General features: G+C 30.1%; 16 protein-coding genes. 3 read left to right on the top strand and 13 right to left on the bottom strand.

The annotated features are described in order from the left end of the window. Positions 1-34: 34 nt before the first annotated feature. The gene (locus HV819_RS03005; protein ID WP_176269467.1) at positions 35-2143 is read right to left on the bottom strand and encodes a polyribonucleotide nucleotidyltransferase; all 2109 of its coding nucleotides are present in this window, start codon (positions 2141-2143) and stop codon (positions 35-37) included. A 47-nt stretch (positions 2144-2190) separates the two neighbouring features. Continuing rightward, a complete protein-coding gene (gene rpsO / locus HV819_RS03000; protein ID WP_154539169.1) occupies positions 2191-2457 on the bottom strand; it encodes a 30S ribosomal protein S15 in 267 nt (88 codons plus the stop codon). A 230-nt stretch (positions 2458-2687) separates the two neighbouring features. On the opposite strand from rpsO, the gene HV819_RS02995 reads away from it, so the two are divergent. Next, the gene (locus tag HV819_RS02995; RefSeq protein ID WP_176269466.1) at positions 2688-3074 is read left to right on the top strand and encodes a pyridoxamine 5'-phosphate oxidase family protein; all 387 of its coding nucleotides are present in this window, start codon (positions 2688-2690) and stop codon (positions 3072-3074) included. Positions 3075-3398: 324 nt separating this feature from the next. On the opposite strand, the gene HV819_RS02990 is transcribed toward HV819_RS02995, so the two are convergent. The 9 genes from HV819_RS02990 to HV819_RS02950 form a co-directional block, all read right to left on the bottom strand. Next, on the bottom strand, positions 3399-4028 hold the full coding sequence (locus HV819_RS02990) for a hypothetical protein (protein ID WP_176269465.1): 630 nt from the start codon (positions 4026-4028) through the stop codon (positions 3399-3401). Between the two features lie 118 nt (positions 4029-4146). Continuing rightward, positions 4147-5088 (bottom strand): bifunctional riboflavin kinase/FAD synthetase, encoded by a 942-nt coding sequence (locus tag HV819_RS02985; RefSeq protein ID WP_176269464.1) that lies wholly within the window; start codon positions 5086-5088, stop codon positions 4147-4149. Beyond that, positions 5078-5953 carry a tRNA pseudouridine(55) synthase TruB gene (truB, locus tag HV819_RS02980; protein WP_176269463.1) on the bottom strand — a complete coding sequence of 292 codons (876 nt, stop codon included), beginning with the start codon at positions 5951-5953 and terminating at the stop codon, positions 5078-5080. Before truB ends, HV819_RS02985 begins: the two co-directional genes overlap by 11 nt. Next, positions 5946-6926 (bottom strand): DHH family phosphoesterase, encoded by a 981-nt coding sequence (locus HV819_RS02975; protein WP_176269462.1) that lies wholly within the window; start codon positions 6924-6926, stop codon positions 5946-5948. The genes truB and HV819_RS02975 overlap by 8 nt, the downstream gene beginning before the upstream one ends. Continuing rightward, entirely contained in the window at positions 6904-7287 is a 384-nt protein-coding gene (rbfA, locus tag HV819_RS02970) for a 30S ribosome-binding factor RbfA (protein ID WP_176269461.1), read from the bottom strand. The genes HV819_RS02975 and rbfA overlap by 23 nt, the downstream gene beginning before the upstream one ends. Continuing rightward, positions 7287-9389 (bottom strand): translation initiation factor IF-2, encoded by a 2103-nt coding sequence (infB, locus tag HV819_RS02965; protein ID WP_176269460.1) that lies wholly within the window; start codon positions 9387-9389, stop codon positions 7287-7289. The genes rbfA and infB overlap by 1 nt, the downstream gene beginning before the upstream one ends. 13 nt (positions 9390-9402) lie before the next feature. Then, complete coding sequence (gene rnpM, locus HV819_RS02960; RefSeq protein ID WP_176269459.1) at positions 9403-9660, bottom strand: RNase P modulator RnpM; 258 nt, start codon at positions 9658-9660, stop codon at positions 9403-9405. Positions 9661-9686: 26 nt separating this feature from the next. Beyond that, positions 9687-11027 carry a transcription termination factor NusA gene (gene nusA / locus HV819_RS02955; RefSeq protein WP_176269458.1) on the bottom strand — a complete coding sequence of 447 codons (1341 nt, stop codon included), beginning with the start codon at positions 11025-11027 and terminating at the stop codon, positions 9687-9689. Positions 11028-11035: 8 nt separating this feature from the next. Further along, positions 11036-11476: a ribosome maturation factor RimP gene (locus tag HV819_RS02950; RefSeq protein WP_176269457.1), complete on the bottom strand. Its 441-nt coding sequence runs from the start codon at positions 11474-11476 to the stop codon at positions 11036-11038. Positions 11477-11604: 128 nt separating this feature from the next. Between HV819_RS02950 and HV819_RS02945 the strand changes: the two genes are divergently transcribed. Together HV819_RS02945 and HV819_RS02940 are read left to right on the top strand one after the other, a co-directional pair. Further along, positions 11605-12495, top strand: coding sequence for an ATP-binding protein (locus tag HV819_RS02945; protein WP_176269456.1), 891 nt, complete (start codon positions 11605-11607; stop codon positions 12493-12495). Beyond that, positions 12488-14185, top strand: a complete 1698-nt coding sequence (locus HV819_RS02940; protein ID WP_176269455.1) for a hypothetical protein — start codon at positions 12488-12490, stop codon at positions 14183-14185. Before HV819_RS02945 ends, HV819_RS02940 begins: the two co-directional genes overlap by 8 nt. A 15-nt stretch (positions 14186-14200) precedes the next feature. Here the strand turns inward: HV819_RS02940 and HV819_RS02935 are convergent, their stop codons facing one another. Next, positions 14201-18358, bottom strand: coding sequence for a PolC-type DNA polymerase III (locus tag HV819_RS02935; RefSeq protein WP_176269454.1), 4158 nt, complete (start codon positions 18356-18358; stop codon positions 14201-14203). After that, positions 18348-19406, bottom strand: coding sequence for a flavodoxin-dependent (E)-4-hydroxy-3-methylbut-2-enyl-diphosphate synthase (ispG, locus tag HV819_RS02930; protein ID WP_176269453.1), 1059 nt, complete (start codon positions 19404-19406; stop codon positions 18348-18350). Before ispG ends, HV819_RS02935 begins: the two co-directional genes overlap by 11 nt. Positions 19407-19414: the final 8 nt, after the last annotated feature.

Raw genomic sequence — 19414 nt, 5'->3', positions numbered from 1 at the left:
CCTTCCTTTAATATCTTTGTAGTTAGTATATTTATTAATCTTCTTTATTAGATTTTTCTTTTTCTTCTATTAGTAGGGCCTTTCTTGAAAGATTAATCCTACCTTGTCTATCAATATCTGTAACCTTAACTCTTATCTTATCTCCAACTGATAAAACATCTTCAACCTTATCAGTCCTCTTTGTATCGATTTGAGATATGTGTAAAAGTCCTTCTTTACCTATAGCAATTTCTACAAAGGCACCGAAGTTCATAATTCTTTTAACCTCACCTTCATAAATATCTCCTGCTTTAGGATTTGTTACTATTGACTTAATCATCTCTATAGCTTTTTTTCCACTATCACCATCATTTGATGCAACGGTTATATGACCATCATCTTCAGTTTCTATCTTAACTCCTGTTGCATCAATTATTTTGTTGATAGTCTTTCCACCAGAACCAATTACATCCCTAACTTTTTCTGGATCTATGTCTATGGAAAAAATTCTTGGTGCATACTTTGAAAGATCATCTCTTGGCTTTTCTATTGCTCCTGTAATAACATCAAGGATTTTAAATCTTGCTTGTTTGGCATCATATAAAGCATCTTTTAAAACTTCTCTATTGATTCCTGCAATCTTCATATCCATTTGAAGAGCTGTTATACCATCTTTAGTCCCTGCTACCTTAAAGTCCATATCGCCTAGATGATCTTCCAATCCCTGTATATCTGTTAGAATTGATATAGAATCATCTTCTTTTATAAGTCCCATAGCAATACCTGCCACAGGTTTCTTAATTGGTACACCTGCATCCATTAAGGCAAGTGTTGAACCACAAATTGAAGCTTGTGATGATGAACCATTTGATGAGAGCACTTCACTTACAACCCTAATAGTATAAGGAAAATCACTTTGATCCGGCAAGACAGGTATTAAAGCTCTTTCTGCTAAACGTCCATGACCTATTTCACGTCTTCCTGGACCTCTTAGAGGTCTTATATCTCCTACACAAAATGGTGGAAAATTATATTGGTGTATATATCTTTTTGTTACCTCTTGTCTATTCATAGAGTCAATAACTTGTTCTTCTCCAGGCGAACCAAGAGTAAGAACTGATAATACTTGAGTTTGTCCACGTTTAAATAAACCTGAACCATGGGCACGAGGTAGAAGACCTACTTCTGCAGAAAGTGGTCTGATTTCTGTCATCTTGCGTCCATCGGGCCTAATCTTATCAATAGAAATCATTCTTCTAACTTCTTTTTTCATGATAGAATCTACAGTCTTGTGAATCTCATCTTCACTTTCTGGATATTCTTCTAAGAAGTCTTCTTTGCAAGCTTCTTCTATTTTAAATATATCATCTTCTCTTTTAACCTTATCAGTTGTTCTTATAGAGTTTTTGATTTCTTCTGTATATTTATCTTTAATTTTTCTTTGAAGTTCAGTTTCAACTTCTTTTTCAACTTCCATCTTTTCTTTACCAATATCATCTATAATAGTTTGGATAAAGGCACACATTGATTTTATTTCTTCGTGAGCTATCATCATAGCTTCGAGCATTTCTTCTTCTGAAAGTTCATTTGCTCCAGCTTCTACCATGTTGATAGCATCTGCGGTACCTGCTACTGTAAGATTTAAAGAAGTTTTTTCTCTTTGATCCATATTTGGGTTTACAACAAATTCACCATCTACATATCCAACATTAACTGCAGCAACTGGCCCAAAGAATGGGATATCAGATATTCCCAAAGCAATTGAGGCACCAATTGTAGTCATACAATCTGGTTCGTTATCTTCATCAACTGAAAATGGTGTTGCTATAACTTGTACATCGTTATAGAAGTTTTCAGGAAATAGTGGCCTAAGAGGTCTATCCATTTGACGAGAAATCAAAACCGCATCATCAGTAGCCTTGCCTTCTCTTTTAATAAATCCACCTGGTATCTTTCCTACAGCATAAAGTTTTTCTTGATAGTCACAAATTAATGGGAAAAAGTCAATTCCCTCCCTTGGCTTATCACTTGCAACAGCAGTAACTAAGAGGATTGTATCACCACGTCTTATTATACATTCTCCATTAGTTTGCTCAGCAAGCTTTCCGATTTTTATAGAAAAATCTGATCCATATTGTGACTTATATTCATAAGTTTTTTCCATATTTTCTCCTAACTACAAAAAAAGCGGGAAAATCCCGCCATATTTAACTATTTTCTTAATCCAAGTTTTTCAATGATTTGACGATATCTATCAATATCATTATTCATAAGATATGTTAAAAGACCTTTTCTACGTCTAATCATTTTGAAAAGTCCTCTTCTTGAAGAGTGGTCTTTCTTATTAGCCTTTAAGTGTTCTGTAAGATCTTTGATTCTTTTTGTAAGAATAGCAATTTGTACCTCTGGTGAACCTGTGTCTTTTTCATCTTTTTGGAAATCTTTTATTATTTGTGTTTTTTCTTCTTTGTTTAACATATATCTATCCTCCTAAATTTCAATACGCCCAAACCATGAAACAGTTCGAGGAAACTTAATCCATAGTTAAGGTATCTTTGATATTATACCAAATATATTTTATTTTGCAAAGATGTTTTTAACTTAAAAAATTCAACTTTTTTAAAAAAATACTAGTAATTTTTTTGAAATTATTATAAAATAGAATTGATAATGAATTTAATTATCAAATAACGAGTAAGGAGTATGTAATGAAATTTACTGATGATATGAAAGAATTAATCTCAAAACAACTTGCCTATATAGCAACGGTTGATAATAATGGACTTCCTAACATTGGACCTAAAAGAACCATGAGAATACTTGAAGATGGCAAATTTATCTACTGTGAAAATACTGGTGGTAGACATCATGCTAATATCAAGGATAATGGTAAAATTATTATCTGTTATGTTGATAGAGACAATAATCATGGATATAGATTTGAAGGAAGAGCCGAATCTTATACAGATGATGAACATATAGCTCTTGCAGAAAAAACTGTTGGTGTAAAACCAAAGGCTGCAACTATAATAATAAATATAGAAAAAATCTATACTCTAGACTCTGGTCCTAAAGCTGGAAAATCAATAGGTTAATCCTAATATCTACATGAGTATATACTATTATAATTTCATAACAAACTAGAATAAATTCTTTCTAGTTTTTATCTACAATAAAAATGCACCTACTGTTTTTCAGTTTAGTGCATTTTTATTTATAGATTATTTTAAAACTTATCTATTTCTCTTAGATTTAAATAAGACAATACTTGATGTTGCAATTAGTCCAAGAATACTTGAAAGACTAGAAACACCAGTTTTTGGATTTGATACTTCATTATTATTTAATTTTCTTATAGATTTTATTTCTTTGCTTGTTTTATTTTCTGGTTTCTCACCTGGTTCTTCTGTTCCCGGTTTCTAGCCTAAATTTTCTTTTCCTGTTTCTTCTTTACCTGTGTCTTTTTTGCTACCATCTAAATTATTATTCTTACCATTACCACTTAGGCTCAAGCCGTGAAATATTTTTGAAGGAAAGTCTTCTTTTCCAGTTCTAAACATATAATTTAGTTCTCTAGCAACCTTTATTATATCATCACTAGCCATAACTAATGATTCTTTATCATTTATATCAATATTATTTTCTTTAATTAATTTTTTCAATTTGTTAGCTTTTTTGGTTAGCTTATCGTCAAATTCTTTTGATATATAATACTCAGATCTATCTTCTACAAAACTTTTATGCATATTTAAAACAACAGGAATTAAGTTAGATTTTGTGTAGTCTTTTATTGCTTTTTGATAAATATCATCAATTTCACGAGATGATTGAGCATTTTTATTTTCTTGAGATTTTTCTTCTTTCTTATTAATCTTATGGTCTGAATTTTTTTCTGATTTGTATTCTATATGATTTATATCTGATTTTAATTCTTCATTTTCGGTTTTTTCATCTAATTTTATAGTATTAGATCCAGTTACCGCTACATTTGAACTATTTGCTAAACTAGTAAATGTAGGTAAAACCAATATAAATGATAAAGATGCCACAGCTATTTTCTTAGAATTTTCATAAGTTTTCTCCTTTCACAAACTTAATTATGTATACATTATATATATTGTCAAACTAAAAATGTTTCTAAATTAAATAAAAAAGAGCAGTTATAAACTACCCTTTTCTATATTTATCTATTAAATTGTATCCTCTAGTTTTATCTTTTTTCATTTGTTCGATTAGCTCTTCTGCATTTTTAAATTTATAGTCAGGCCTAAAGTATTCTAGAAATTCTACGGTCATATTTTTACCATATATATCTTTGGAAAAATCCAATATATAGGTTTCAATTTTTATATCATTTGGACCAAAGGTTGGATTGGTTCCTATATCTGTTAGGGCAAAGTAGCTTTCCTTATCTATTCTTACTCTTGTAAAGTATACTCCAGATTTAGCTTTTATATAGTTGAAGTTTAGCATAAGATTTGCTGTAGGAAAATTCAATAATCTTCCTCTTTGGGCTCCCTTTACAACTTTTCCCTTTATCTTAAATGGATGTCCCAAATCAAAGTTTGCTTTTTTTATTTCCCCATCTTTTACCATTTTTCTTATATCTGTTGAGTTTATAATTCTTCCATTATCAAGCTCAAAATCTACCACCTTTGTCTTATAGCCAAAGTCCTCTTCATATGATTTTAATGTATTTATATTTCCTTTGGCCATTTTCCCAAAGCGATAATTATCCCCAACTATGACATACTTGGTATTTAGTTTTTCATATAAGATTTCTTTGATAAATTCTCTGGGACTTAAATTTTTAAATTCTTCTGAAAATTCTAAAAAACAGAAACATTCTATTCCCATATCATTTAATATTTCTATTTTGTCGTCAAGGCTTGTCAGATATTCTTTTTCTCCATTTAATATATTCTTGGTATTTTCTTTAAACAATAGGACAGACGGAGTAAGTCCGAAATTTCTGGATATTTTTATATTTTCTTTCATAAGTTTTTGGTGTCCTCTATGAACTCCATCAAAATTTCCCAAACTTACAGCCTTAGGACTAAGTTCAATTTGATTATTGTCTAGGTCAAATACTTTAATATTATCCTTCATAAAATACCCTCTTTAGTTTCAATGCATTATTTGAAATCTTTCCTATTCCTATAAATTCATCTTCCACATATACCCTGATATTTTCTATATCATTTTTATTGGCTAGTTTTATTGTCATACCATTTATAGATTTTTTTAAATTTGATTTATCTAGAATTATTTTGTCCATATTTAATAAGGCCTTATCTATTGGAATTATTTTTTCTTTTATCTTAACCATAGGAATATTTTCTAAATTTTCGCTTTTTATAGAATCTTTTATGTGAAAATCTCCCACTTTTATTCGTCTTAACTCATGTACATTGGCAAAAGTTTTTAATTCCTCTCCCAAATCATTTACAAGTGTTCTTATATAAGTGCCTTTTGAACAAGTAATCTTAAATCTTGCAAAAGGAAAGTCAAATGAAAGGATTTCAAAATCATAGATTTTTATATTTCTTTTTTTCCTTTCTACATTCTTTCCTTCTCGTGCAAGCTCATATAATTTGCGACCATTATATTTTAGGGCAGAATACATGGGAGGTATTTGTTCAATATCTCCTATAAATTTGCCTTGAATTGTCATTTCTAAGTCTTTTTTGCTAAATAAATTAGATGATTTAGCAATTATTTTACCAGTTTTATCTTGGCTATCTGTTTTTTCGCCAAAAAAGGCAAGAGTCTCATAAACTTTTACTTCATCCATCAAAAAGTTTGAAACTCTTGTCGCTTTACCTATTAGAAGAGGTAATAGTCCTGTTGCTAGGGGATCAAGTGTGCCTGCATGACCTATTTTTTTTATAGATAATTTTTTTCTTAACATATAGACACACTTTGCAGATGATATCCCACTTTCCTTATCTATTAAAAGAATTCCATTAGTCATCTATGGCCTCTTTTAAGATTTTTCTCATAGTATCTAAGGAATCTTCCATATTTTTTTCATAAAGTGAAAAGCCAGCCGCTCTAATGTGTCCTCCTCCATTATTATCTCTTGCAATTTTGGATACATCTAGCCATTCTTTGCTTCTTAAAGAAATCTTATATTCACCATCATCATACTCTTTTATAAGACAGGCCACTTCAATTCCTTTTAAATCTCTAAGCATATTTACAACTGATTCACTATCTCCCATTTGCATCGAAAAGTCTTCACACATTTTCTTACTTACCCCAACTAGGGCATATGGTTTGTTGAATTCAACTTTAGAAAGGATATGATTTTCAAATCTTAATTTAGAAATTTCCTTATTTTGATAGAGATTTTTATAAACATACTCATAGTCTGCACCTTCATTTATAAGTTCAGCTGCTGTAAGAAAAGTTAATTCGCTTATATTTGAGTATAAAAATCTTCCAGTATCTGTTACCAGACCTATATAGAGAAGTGTTGCTATTTCATTATCTATAGGAAGTTTGAGTCTTTTAATTATTTCATAAACTAACTCACATGTGGCTGGAGAATCTGAGTAAATTATATTTAAGTCTGTATCTATCTTTCCACCTTTATGATGGTCAATTACTATAGTGTTCTTTGATTTTTCGCATATTTCTATTGCCTTATCTATCCTATCAAATTCTGAACAATCTACTATTATAAATAAATCATATTCGTCTAAGCTTGGTTTTTTATATTGACTTAAATCAGGAAAAAATTTTAGGTAATTATCTACTTCACTGATTTGTATAACTTCAGCAAATTTCCCATATTTTTCTAAAGATTTCCTAAGAGAAAGGGATGCACCTAGCGCATCCCCATCTGGATTTATATGGGCAGATATTGCAATAGTCTTAGCCTCATCAATTAATTTTTTAAATTTATCAAGTTGACTTTTGCTAATCTTCTCTATTTCCGGCATTTTTCTCATCCTTTGCAATTGTTTCTGCAATTAGTTTATCCATATAGACACCACGCTCTATAGAATTGTCATATTTAAACCTAAATTCAGGCATAGACCTAAGTCTCATTCTTTCACCTATAAGTCTTTTGATAAATCCTTTTGCATCTTCGAATGCCTCTATTACTGATTCTTTTTTACTCTCATCTCCTAATACTGATACATAAATATCAGCAAATGAAAGGTCATTTGTAACTTCAACTTCAGTAATGGATACTATGACATTTTCTGATAGCCTAGGGTCATTTATATCTTCTGCAAGTATTTTTGATAATTCCTTTTGCATTTGTGAAGATATTTTCAAACTTCTTCTCTTATCCATTATAAATCTCTTTCTTTTTCTATCATTTCATAGGCTTCTAATTCATCGCCTTCTTTAACGTCATTGAACTTTTCAAGACCTATACCACCCTCATAGCCATTATTGAGCTCTTTTGCATCATCTTTGAATCTTTTCATAGATTCTATATTTCCGTCAAAGATTACTACATTATCTCTTAATAATCTTATCTTTGCTCTTCTTGGTATAGAACCATTTGTTACTAGAACACCTGCTATGGTTCCTGCATTTGGAACTTTAAATGTTTGTTGAACTTTGGCACGTCCCAGAACTTTTTCTTCAAATTCAGGATCAAGCATACCCTTAAGGGCCTTTTCTACATCTTCTATAGCTTCATAGATTATTGAATATGTTCTTATTTCAATATTATTTTCTTCAGCCATTTGTAAAGCACCTTGGGTTGGACGTACATTAAATCCTATGATTATAGCGTTTGAAGCTTGAGCTAGTAGGACATCTGACTCTGTAATACCACCTACTGCTCCTGCAATTACATTTACAAATACTTCTTCATTTGATAGCTTAGCGAATGAAGAACTTACTGCGTCTACAGTACCCTTAACATCTGTTTTAACTATGATATTAAGTTCTTTTAGCTCACCTTCTTCAATACCTTCATACATATCTTCAAGATTAGTGTTTGATTTTTGGATAAGTCTTTCTTCTCTTTTTTGCTCTTTAGCACGATCAGCATAGGCTCTTGCTGTTTTTTCATCTTCTACAGCAAATATCTTATCTCCTGCTTCAGCAACATCAGATAAACCTAAGATTTGAACTGGTGTTGATGGACCTGCTTCAGATATAGTCTCTCCTTTTGAGTTAAACATAGCTCTTATTCTTCCTGATGAAGATCCTGTTACTACGTAGTCTTTATCATGGAGTGTTCCTTTTTGTACAAGGACTGTTGCTATAGCTCCTCTTGCCTTATCAAGTTGGGCTTCTATTATTATACCTACAGCATCCCTATTTGGATTTGCCTTAAGCTCTCTCATTTCAGCAACAAGAAGTACCATCTCAAGTAAGTCTTTTATTCCATCACCTGTTTTTGCAGATACTTCTACCATAATAGTATCTCCACCCCAATCTTCTGAAATAAGACCATATTCTGTAAGCTCTTGTTTTACTCTATTAGAATCTGATTCTTCCTTATCCATTTTATTAATTGCAACTATTATTGGAATTTCAGCAGCTTTAGCATGGTTTATAGCCTCTATTGTTTGTGGCATTACCCCATCATCACCAGCTACAACAAGGATTGCTATATCTGTTGATTGAGCCCCTCTCATTCTCATTTGAGTAAAGGCTTCGTGGCCTGGTGTATCTAAAAATACAATTTCCTTATCATTGATATTTACAGTTGATGCACCTATATGTTGGGTTATTCCACCTGCTTCTCCTGATGCAAATTGTGTATTTCTTATAGCATCAAGGATTGATGTTTTACCATGGTCTACGTGACCCATTACTGAAACTACTGGAGGACGAGTTACTAAGTCTTCTTCATTATCTTCAAAGTCAAGATCTTTTTCTTGCATCTCAATTTCATCTAATTTTTCTTCTTTTGAGATTTCTTTGTTAAATTCAAGTGCAATAAGTTCTGCTTGGTCAAATTCTATTTGGTCATTAAGACCTGCCATTACACCAAGTCCCATAAGTTTCATTATTACTTGGTTAGCATTTTCATTTATTTTATCAGCAAAAGCCTTTACTGATATTGACTCTGGTATTTGAATTATTCCATCATCATTATTATTGTCTTCTTTTGCCTGTCTTTTTGTTGACTTTTTTGACCTTTTATTTTGCTTTTTATTTTTCTTTTTCTTTTTGTTTTTATTAAATGTCTTGTCTTTGTTTTGAGACTTATCTTTTTTCTTTTTTTCTTCTTTTGTATTTTCTATAACTTCTTCCTCTTCATCTTCTTCTTCCTTAAAATATTCCTCAACTATTGCTAAGTCATCCCCTGATAACATAGACATGTGTGATTTTATATCAAGTCCAAATTCATCATTTAACAAACTTAACATTTTCTTAGTAGTTACATCGTATTTTTTTGCTAATTCATATATTCTAAGCTTCTTAGCCATATAATCACCTCTTTTATTTCATAGCAATTATCTCCTCATAAAGATTATCACTAATTTCAGTTTTAAAAACTTTTTCTAATTTTCTCTTCTTTTTTGCCTCATTTATACAATTTTCATCCTTACATATATAGGCACCCCTACCATTTTTCTTTCCAGTAGGATCAAGTATTATTCCTTCTTCTTTGTTTTTAACTATTCTTATAAGTTCATTTTTATCTTTGTTTTCTCCACAAATTATGCATTTTCTTTGTGGTATTTTTCTTTGTTTCATTATCTCACCATATTAGTTTAATAAATCTATAAATAATCGTTTGAATCATCCAATAGTGAATCTAGATCATCTGATAAGGATTCTAAATCTTCTTTTTCTATATTAAGTAAATCATCATCTGGATCATCCTTATCAGACACTTCAAAATCTTCTAATTTATTATCTTTAGAAATCTCTTCTAATTCTTTTAAGTTTGAATCATTTTCTAATATATCTTTTGTAGCAGTTTCATCGTCAAGATTTTTACTACTATCTTCTACTATTTCAGACTCATTTTCTTCTACTTCTTCTTCATTTAGGCCAAGTATGTCATCTATTTCTGCTTGGCTTAATGACTTATATTCTGCTTCACTTTTTATATCTATCTTCCAACCTGTAAGCCTTGCAGCAAGTCTTGCATTTTGACCTTCTTTACCTATGGCTAATGAAAGTTGATCTTCTCTTACTATGACTAAAGATTGTTTTTTCTTCTCATTTATATGGACATCTATAATTTCTGCTGGAGATAGGGCATTTTTTATATAAACTTTTATATCCTTGTCATAATTTATTATATCTATCTTCTCACCTTGTAATTCTTCTACTATAGAATTTACACGACTTCCCTTATACCCTATACATGCTCCAATAGAGTCTATTTCAGGATCATTTGAATATACAGCAATCTTTGTACGAGAACCAGCTTCCCTATCTATGGCATAAATTTCAATTATACCATTGGTTATTTCCGGAACTTCCAATTCAAATAATCTTTCAACCAAGTTTTTATCTCTTCTTGAGAGAATTATTTGAGGTTCTTTTGTTGTATTTTTAACATCCTTAATTAAAACCTTGATTCTTTGATTAGGTGTATATACTTCACTATCAACTTGCTCTTTTGTAGGGATAATTCCTTCAATTTTATCAAGATTTATATATACATTATACTTATCTTGTCTTTGAACTATTCCTGTTATAATATCATTGGCCCTATCTAGATATTCACTGTAAACAGAATCTCTTTGGGCATCTCTAATTTTTTGTATAACAATATTTCTAGCTGTTTGTGCTGCAACCCTTCCAAAATTTTTAGGTGCAATTTTAACCCTACATACATCTCCAACTTTAAGCTTTGAGTCAATCTCTTTAGCCTTTGTCGAAGTGATTTCTGCATAAGGGTTACTTACTTCTTCAACTACATCTCTTAGAGAATATACTTCAATCTCACCAGTTTCTTCATCTATATTTACATCAACATTCTCATTGTTATCATAGTTTTTTTGGTAAGACTTAACCAAGGCCTTTTCTAATGCTTCAAGAATTATCTTCTTATCAACATTCTTGGTTTTTTTTATTTCCTCTAAGGCTAATATAAATTCTTTATTCATCTTTCCCCCTAGAATACTATCTCTATTTTGATAGTTTTGATATCACTTTTAGCAATTTTAAAATCTTCTCCTTCTTTGTCTAATAACAAATAATCATCCTTGATTTCTTTGATATGGCAAAGAATAACATCCCCATTTTTAAGCTTAAGATTTAAAAGCTCATCTTTATTTCTTTCAAGGTCTCTATCAGTCTTTAGGGGTCTTGAAAGATCAGGAGAAGATACTTCTAGATAATAGAAGGATTTTATAAGGTCTAATTCGTCTAATTTTTCATTTAAGAAGTTAGATACTTTCTCACAATCATCAATTGTAACTCCGCCTTCCTTATATATGAAAAATCTTAATATTTTGTTTTTACCTTCACTAACAAACTCACAATCTACAAGCTCATAGCCAAGATTATTAATATCTGTTTCTAAATTTTCTTTTAATCTACTTATTAAATCCATAACCTTCCCCTTTACATATTAAAAGAGTGGATTTGTCCACTCTTTTTCTATTTTTATTATACTACTAAGCATAACATTTTCAATTTAAATGTTAATCTATTTAAGTATAATATCCTTAGGTGGTAGAAATGATTAATGAAGAATTAGAAAATAAAATTGAAATATTTAGAGATAGTTACGATATAGACCCTAGTGTCAAAGACCTAATTAAGAAAGCAAAATTTCCTTATGTATGTGAAGAAGTTTATAAAGAAGCTATAAGTTCAATTCTTGCCGGGAAAAACCTCCTATTAGTTGGAGATAAGTCAACAGGCAAAAATGTACTTGCTGAAAACTTAGCTTATCTTTTTAATAGACCCTTATGGACTTCTTCCTTTCATATAAATATTGATGCATATGACCTTATTGGTGGTGATACTCTAAAAAATGGAAAAATCATATTTAGACCTGGTCCGATTTATAAAGCTGCTAAATATGGAGGATTCGGTGTTTTAGATGAGATAAATATGGCAAAAAATGAAGCAATCGCCGTTCTTCATGAAATTCTTGACTACAGGAGAATGCTAGAGATTCCTGGATATGAAAATCTCAAGCTTCATCCTGCCACAAGATTTATAGCTACAATGAACTACGATTATGAGGGAACTAGAGATTTAAATGAAGCTCTTTTATCTAGATTTGTCATAATTCAAATGCCTATAATAAAAAAAGATGACTTGAAATTATTAATTAAAAGTCAATATAAAAATATGAAAGATGAATATATAGATAACTTTACATCCTTTTTCTTTGACCTAAGGCTTAAAGTTGAAAATGGGGAGCTTTTAACTGTAAGTCCTGACTTGAGATCATTATTTGATAGTTTTGACCTAATAAAAGAAGGCTTGAACCTTAAAAATGCACTTAAACTCACCGTAGTTAATAAAAGTTTTGATGAATTTGAAAAAAAACTTATAGAGGATCTAATTATGACAAGATTTAAGGATAGAACATACTATAAGGATGTTTTTAATGAATGACTTTAAAAACGCTAATAGGAAAAGAATTTATAATCTTATATGGGATATGGCAGAGGACTATTCTATTGATCCTATATTTGTAGGCAATGATATAAGTTCTAATCCAAGTTTTTATTTTAATATGATTATTGGTCTATCCTATAAGGTATTTGGAAAAGACAATATAGAGCAGTTATTTAACACATGGAAAGAATCAAAGTATCAAGATAGATATGATAGTTTAAGCTGGCTTGGTCTTGAAAATTATATTTTTAACCATACTAAAAGAATAAACATTCAAAACTTAAGAAATAACTATGCTAGAGATTTTTTTTCTAATAAGAACGATCTTAATAGAAGAACTCTTTCATATAGGAATATAAAAGTCTATCTACTTACATCAAAGCATATGGCCAATATTTTGAATAAAGAATTTAAGGGACTTAAAAAAAGTGAGCTTAACCTTTTAGAAGATCTTTATAGTATTAATGATGAAGAATCTTTAAAAAATCAATTTAAAAGTATATATGAAAAATACTTTGATTTTGATAATGATATTAAGGCAAAAAAGATTAGACTTGGATTCTTTAGAGAGCATTTCAATTATAAAACTCCTCATTCTTTTGAAAGGGCAATTAATCCTTCATATGTCAATCTGGATTATAATATTAAAAATCCCTTATCATTTTATAAATTTAAAAAAAGAGAAAAAAAGAAAGATGAAATTGAAAAATTATTTGGCAAGTCAATTATAGATTATAAAAAACTAAGTATTCTTGAGCAAGATATTTGTAAAGATGAAGATAAACTTGAAAGATTGCGGTTTACTAAGTCCGTTAAAGAAGAGATTAAAGATAAAGAAAGTAGGAATATGTTAGAGAAGGCAATAGCCAAAAATAAGGAAAAATACTATTCTAAAAAATCCCAATATGATTTTGAAATAAGAAAATTAAGTAAGAGCTTTAGAAAAATAAACAATAATATAAGATATGATGATAGTTATATATCAAAAATTGGTAGGCTTAATCCAAAGCTTTATTATAGAGCAATTTTAAATAATGGAGATATCTTTGAAAGAAAAGACTATAAAAGAATAAACTCTCTTTCAGTTGATCTTATTCTTGATTCTTCAGCATCAATGATTGGCATGGAAAATGATATAGCTATATCAGCTTATATACTCGCTAAAAGTCTAGAATTATCAAATATAAAAATAAGAATTATTTCATATCTTTCCTATGATTATTATACTATAATAAACATTCTTAAAGATTTTGATGAGTCTTTAGATAGTAATAAGGTATTTTCCTATCACGGAAGAGGATTTAATAGGGATAGTACAGCCTTTAAGGCTTACAGATCTATGGATAAGAAAGTTTCAAATAGAATAAGTATTTTTATGAGCGATTTAAACCCATCTGATTTAAAACCTATATATAAAAAGGGACTAAGAAGAAATATTTCTTATGAGAAAGATGAAGCTTTAAAACTTGTAAAGAAAGAAATAAACGAATTAAGGACTCGTGGTTATAGGACATCTCTAATATCATTTAGGCAAAAAAATAATGTTAACTTTATTAAAAATGCCAAAGATATCTTTTTTAATGACTTTGCTATTTTGGAATCACCATCTATGCTAAGTACAAAAGCATCTATATTAATTAAAAAGACTATTAAAAAAATCCAAAGGAAAAATGGAGATACCTTTTAGGTATTCTCCATTTTATTATAAATCAAATAAAGACATTTGATTTTCTTCTTGGATTCCGTCAACTATATCTAGATTTTTAAGTGAATTTAAGGCATTTTTATTTAGAGAGGTTCTTTTATTTAAATCCTCTATTGAAATAAACTTAGATTTATCTCTTTCTTCTACTATATCTTTGGCCATTGCCTCTGATACATCATCAATCGCAGAAAGTGGTGGTAGAATTTCTCCATCTTCATCCAAGATAAATTTACAAGCTTCAGACTTATATAGGTCTGCTTTTTTTATTTTTATATCTCTTGCAGCCATCTCCTCTGCAACCTCTAATAAGCTCCTTAGATTCTTCTCCCTTTGTGTTGGTTTTTCAAGCTCATTTATTTCATTAAGAGCATATTGAATTGACTTAAGTCCTTTTATTATTACTGAATATTGGAAGTCATTAAGTTTAGTAGTAAAATAAGTTGCATAAAAGGCTTTTGGATAATATACCTTATAGTAGGCAATCCTATAACTCATCAAACAATATGCTACTGCATGGGCCTTAGGAAATAGATACTTTATCTTAAGGCAAGACTCAATATACCATTCTGGAACATTATTATCTCTCATATATGCTAAGATTTCATCACTTAATGGTTTCCCTTTTCTAACTTTTTCCATTATTTGAAATGATTTTTTCTTATCAAGTCCTAAATTAATTAGTGAATTCATGATGTCATCACGGGTTGAAATGATTTGACTAAAATCAGCTTTATTTGACTTAACCAAATCTTGAGCATTATTTAGCCATACATCTGTACCATGGGATAAACCTGATATTCTTGTCATTTCTGAGAATTTGGTTGGAAAAGTATCTTTAAGCATGCTTCTTACAAAACCTGTGCCAAATTCAGGTATACCCAATGTTCCAATTTCATTGTTTGAAAAATCATGGACTATATTTAAAGGTTTTGTTGACGAGAAGATGTTCATTACATTTTCATCATCCATCTTAATTTTTAGTGGATCTGTATTTGTTAAGTCTTGAAGACTTCTAATAATTGTTGGTACATCATGACCTAATAGGTCAAGCTTTAATATAACTCCATGCATCATATTATATGTGAAATGAGTTGTTTTTATATCATCACTTCCATCATCAGCCGGATATTGAACAGGTGAAAAGTCATATATGTCCTTGTCATTTGGAACTATCATAAGTCCACCTGGATGTTGACCTGTTGTTCTTTTTACATCAAAAAGTCCTCTTTGATATTTTCTTATTTGTGCATTTGAAAGACTGATATTCTTATCTTCCATATGTTTTTTAATATAACCAAAGGCTGTGTTATCTTTTATGGTACCTATAGTCCCAGCCCTAAATACCTTACCTTCTCCAAAGAGTTCTTCAGTGTATTTGTGAATAGTTGGTTGATATTCTCCAGCGAAGTTTAAGTCTATATCAGGTTCCTTATCCCCTTCAAAACCTAAGAAAACTTCAAACGGTATATCATGGCCATCTTTTAACATATCTGCACCACACTCTGGGCATTTTTTATCTGGAAGGTCAATTCCAGCTCCAATAGATCCATCTGTTATAAACTCAGAGTGCTTGCATTTTGGACAAATATAATGTGGTGCTAATGGATTTACTTCAGTAATATTTGCCATGGTAGCTGCAAATGATGAACCTACAGAACCCCTAGATCCTACTAAATACCCATCTTTATTAGACTTTTCCACAAGCTCTTTTGCAATTATATATAAAACTGCATATCCATTTGAAATTATCGAATCTAGTTCCTTATCAAGCCTTGTTTTCACAATTTCAGGAAGTGGATTTCCATATATAGAGTAAGCTTTCTGATAAGTAGTATCTCTCAGCTTTTTATCAGATCCTTCTATTTTTGGAGGAAAAGTTTCATGAGGAATTGGCATTATATCATCAATTAATTCTGATATTTTTATAGTATTGTCAATTACAACCTCAGACCTTATTTTATCATCAAGATATGAGAACTCATCCAACATTTCATCAGTTGTTTTAAGATAGTAAAGTGGATTTTTCTCCTCATAATGAAAAAATTGACCCTTATGAAGAATATTTCTAAGTACATAATCTTTCTTATCCATATACCTTACAGAACCTGTTGCAACTACAAGCTTATTATGTTTTTCACCAAGCATAATTATCTTTTTATTAATATCTATAATCTGCTCTTTATTTCTTATTTCTCCTTTTTCTAAATCATCAGCAAAAACTCCCATAGCTTCAATTTGGAAGAAGTCGAAAAACTCACAAATTTCATCAATTATTTCTTCATCATAATTATCTCTTATAGCCTTAAATAAGAGACCATCCTTTCCTCCAGAACCAAGAATTAGACCCTCTCTATTTTCTTTTACAATATCAAAGGGTGTCTTTGCCTCCCTATAAAAATACTTCATCCTAGATTCAGAAATTATCTTATATAAATTTTTAAGTCCAGTATAATTTTTTGCAAAAATTATAGAAGAAAAATCCTCATGTCTTGCAATTAACCAGTCTGTTTTAAATTTATTTATATTAAAAATTTTAATTTCTGGATCAAGGTCTTTCATTTTTTTAAAAAGTTTAATGAAGACTTTGGCTGTTGCTAAAGCATCATCACTTGCCCTATGATGGTTGAAGGCACTAAGTCCTAGCTTTTTAGCAAGCTTATCAAGGGAGAATCTTCCCATATCAGGAAATACTGCCCTTGCCATAGGAAGAGTATCCATATATACAGGCTTAAATTCATAGCCTAAATTTTCACAAGATTCTCTTATAAAACCTATATCAAAATCAGCATTTTGCCCAACAAGAATTGCATCTTTAGAAAATTCCAAAAATTTCGGTAGAACCTCATCAATTTTTGGCTTGTCCATTACCATTTCATTTTTTATACCTGTAAGCTCTACTACCTTATCAGGAATAATTCTTTCCGGATTAACTAGCTCATTGAAAACTTCTACAATCTCTCCATTAGAAATTCTCACAGCACCTATTTCTGTAATCTTATCAGAATACCTAAATAGTCCTGTAGTTTCAAGGTCAAACACTACAAAATCAGCATCTTTTATATCAAAAATATTGGAAATATCCTTTTTGTGATTGTTTGTAAGAATTCTTAAATCTCTATCTACGAGTAATAGCTCGCTTCCTGCAAGCATTTTAATATTATTTTTCTTAAGTTTACCATACATATCTGGCAAAGCTTGGAGGGTTTCAGTATCAGTTATACCACAAGCCTCATGCCCCCAAGATTTAAGTCTTGAAGCTAGCTGATCCATATCTACAAAACCATCTAAGTTTGTCATTTTTGTATGAATTTCTAGCTCTACTCTTTTTTTAGGATAAGTATCAAGTCTTAGTTTTTTAGTATCTTCAATCATAGAATTTACAGTAAAAACATCTTCATGAGCGTAGTTGTCATAGTTTAGTACGCCTTCAACTTGAACGTAAACACTATCCTTTAGCTTATCAAGTTTTGCCTTATTTTTTGGATTTACAAACATTTTACAAGCTATTGCATCACTTTCATCTTCAAGGTCAAATGAATAGATAAAATTGCCTCTTTTTGATTCAAAAATGTCTATGTCATACACTTCTCCCTTTAAAGAAAGATTAATTCCTTTTTTATCATATATGTCTTCGATCTTAAATAATTCAGATTTTATATTTCTGCCATATTTTAGTTTATCGAATGAATTTTTCTCTTCCTTTTTTTCTGTCCTTTGAGCCCTTGCATTTTGAATCATATACTCGAGTTCTATTTTTTTTCTATCTCTTAAACTCGTTTCAGAGCTTTCATCCTTTTTAGGTTCAACTTTTATTGAAAGTTCTTTTGAATCTTTATTTTTATTATCCTGGTTTTTTTCATCAAATCTTTCCATATCATAGATATCATCATCTAAACCATTATCAATATAAGCTGGTAGGGGTTGGTTTTCATAAAATTCATCTATAGATTCACTTATGTCTTTTTTAGCTTTAGTTTCTACAAAGTTTAAAGAAAGATTAGTATAAGAAAAATAATTTTCAAGTTTTTCTTTTATATTTTCATCACTTGCACCAACAATAGTAAGCTTAAGCTTATTTAATTTTTTAGAATAAGTAGCTTTTTCTATATAATGGTCAGTCTTACTTTGTATTAAAGAATTTAGGCTAATTTTCATCTTTATTATCTTTCAATATTTCTTCTATAAGTGTATCTACTATTTCTTCTTGCTTCACTTTTTTAAGTGTTATTCCCTTTTTAAATAAAAAACCATATCCATTTGCACAAGCAATACCATAATCAGCTTCTTTTGACTCTCCAGGCCCATTTACAGGACATCCCATTATAGCCACCTTAAGATTAAGTTTAAGACTTTCTAATCTTTGTTCAGCTTCTTTTACTATAGTGTCTAAATCTACTGTGGTTCTTGAACATGTAGGACAGGATACAAGATCTACTCCATCACGCCTTAAACCTAAAGATTTAAGTATAGTTTTGGCGGCCTTTAATTCTTCTAAAGGATCACCTGTTATAGACACTCTTATAGTATCTCCTATTCCATCTTTTAATAAAGAACCTATTCCTACAGATGATTTAACTAGGGCTTGGTAAAGTGGTCCTGCTTCTGTAACTCCAAGATGAAGCGGATAGTCACAAAGTTTTGATATTTTTCTATTAACATCAATCATTGTATTTACATCGGATGATTTTATTGAAATAACAATATCGTAAAAGTCTAAATCTTCTAATGTTTTAATTTCTTCAAGTGCAGAATATACTAATGAGTCAACATTTACACCATGGTATTTTTCAATCATATCCTTATGAACAGACCCTGAATTTACACCTATTCTTATTGGTATATTTTTATCCTTACACTTTTCTACAAGGATTTTAACTTTGTCAGAGCCACCTATATTCCCAGGATTAATCCTAAGACAATCACATCCATTTTCAACTGCAGCTATAGCAAGTTTATAATCAAATTGAATATCTGCTACGAAAGGTAGGTTAGTTCTTTTTTTAATCTCACCTATCGCCTTAGCATCTTCTATAGAATTTACAGCAGATCTTGATATATCACATCCTGCTTTTTCAAACGCATTGATTTGTTCTACAATCTCATCAATATTCTTAGTTTTTTTTGTTGTCATTGATTGAATAGAAATAGGAGATCCTCCGCCTATGGCAACATCTCCTACATACACTTTTCTTGTTTTTTTCAATTTTTACT

The sequence above is a fragment of the Anaerococcus faecalis genome (assembly GCF_013371425.1).
In the GTDB taxonomy this organism is placed as follows: domain Bacteria; phylum Bacillota; class Clostridia; order Tissierellales; family Peptoniphilaceae; genus Anaerococcus; species Anaerococcus porci.
This window is presented reverse-complemented; position numbering and strand designations above follow the sequence as displayed.

Coding starts and splice junctions, on each gene's coding strand:
- infB (WP_176269460.1), bottom strand. CDS start 9,389: ATGGCTAAGAAGCTTAGAATATATGAATTAGCAAAAAAATACGATGTA.
- HV819_RS02995 (WP_176269466.1), top strand. CDS start 2,688: ATGAAATTTACTGATGATATGAAAGAATTAATCTCAAAACAACTTGCC.
- HV819_RS02975 (WP_176269462.1), bottom strand. CDS start 6,926: ATGCCGGAAATAGAGAAGATTAGCAAAAGTCAACTTGATAAATTTAAA.
- rpsO (WP_154539169.1), bottom strand. CDS start 2,457: ATGTTAAACAAAGAAGAAAAAACACAAATAATAAAAGATTTCCAAAAA.
- nusA (WP_176269458.1), bottom strand. CDS start 11,027: ATGAATAAAGAATTTATATTAGCCTTAGAGGAAATAAAAAAAACCAAG.
- HV819_RS03005 (WP_176269467.1), bottom strand. CDS start 2,143: ATGGAAAAAACTTATGAATATAAGTCACAATATGGATCAGATTTTTCT.
- HV819_RS02935 (WP_176269454.1), bottom strand. CDS start 18,358: ATGAAAATTAGCCTAAATTCTTTAATACAAAGTAAGACTGACCATTAT.
- HV819_RS02945 (WP_176269456.1), top strand. CDS start 11,605: ATGATTAATGAAGAATTAGAAAATAAAATTGAAATATTTAGAGATAGT.
- rnpM (WP_176269459.1), bottom strand. CDS start 9,660: ATGAAACAAAGAAAAATACCACAAAGAAAATGCATAATTTGTGGAGAA.
- rbfA (WP_176269461.1), bottom strand. CDS start 7,287: ATGGATAAGAGAAGAAGTTTGAAAATATCTTCACAAATGCAAAAGGAA.
- HV819_RS02950 (WP_176269457.1), bottom strand. CDS start 11,476: ATGGATTTAATAAGTAGATTAAAAGAAAATTTAGAAACAGATATTAAT.
- truB (WP_176269463.1), bottom strand. CDS start 5,953: ATGACTAATGGAATTCTTTTAATAGATAAGGAAAGTGGGATATCATCT.
- HV819_RS02940 (WP_176269455.1), top strand. CDS start 12,488: ATGAATGACTTTAAAAACGCTAATAGGAAAAGAATTTATAATCTTATA.
- HV819_RS02985 (WP_176269464.1), bottom strand. CDS start 5,088: ATGAAGGATAATATTAAAGTATTTGACCTAGACAATAATCAAATTGAA.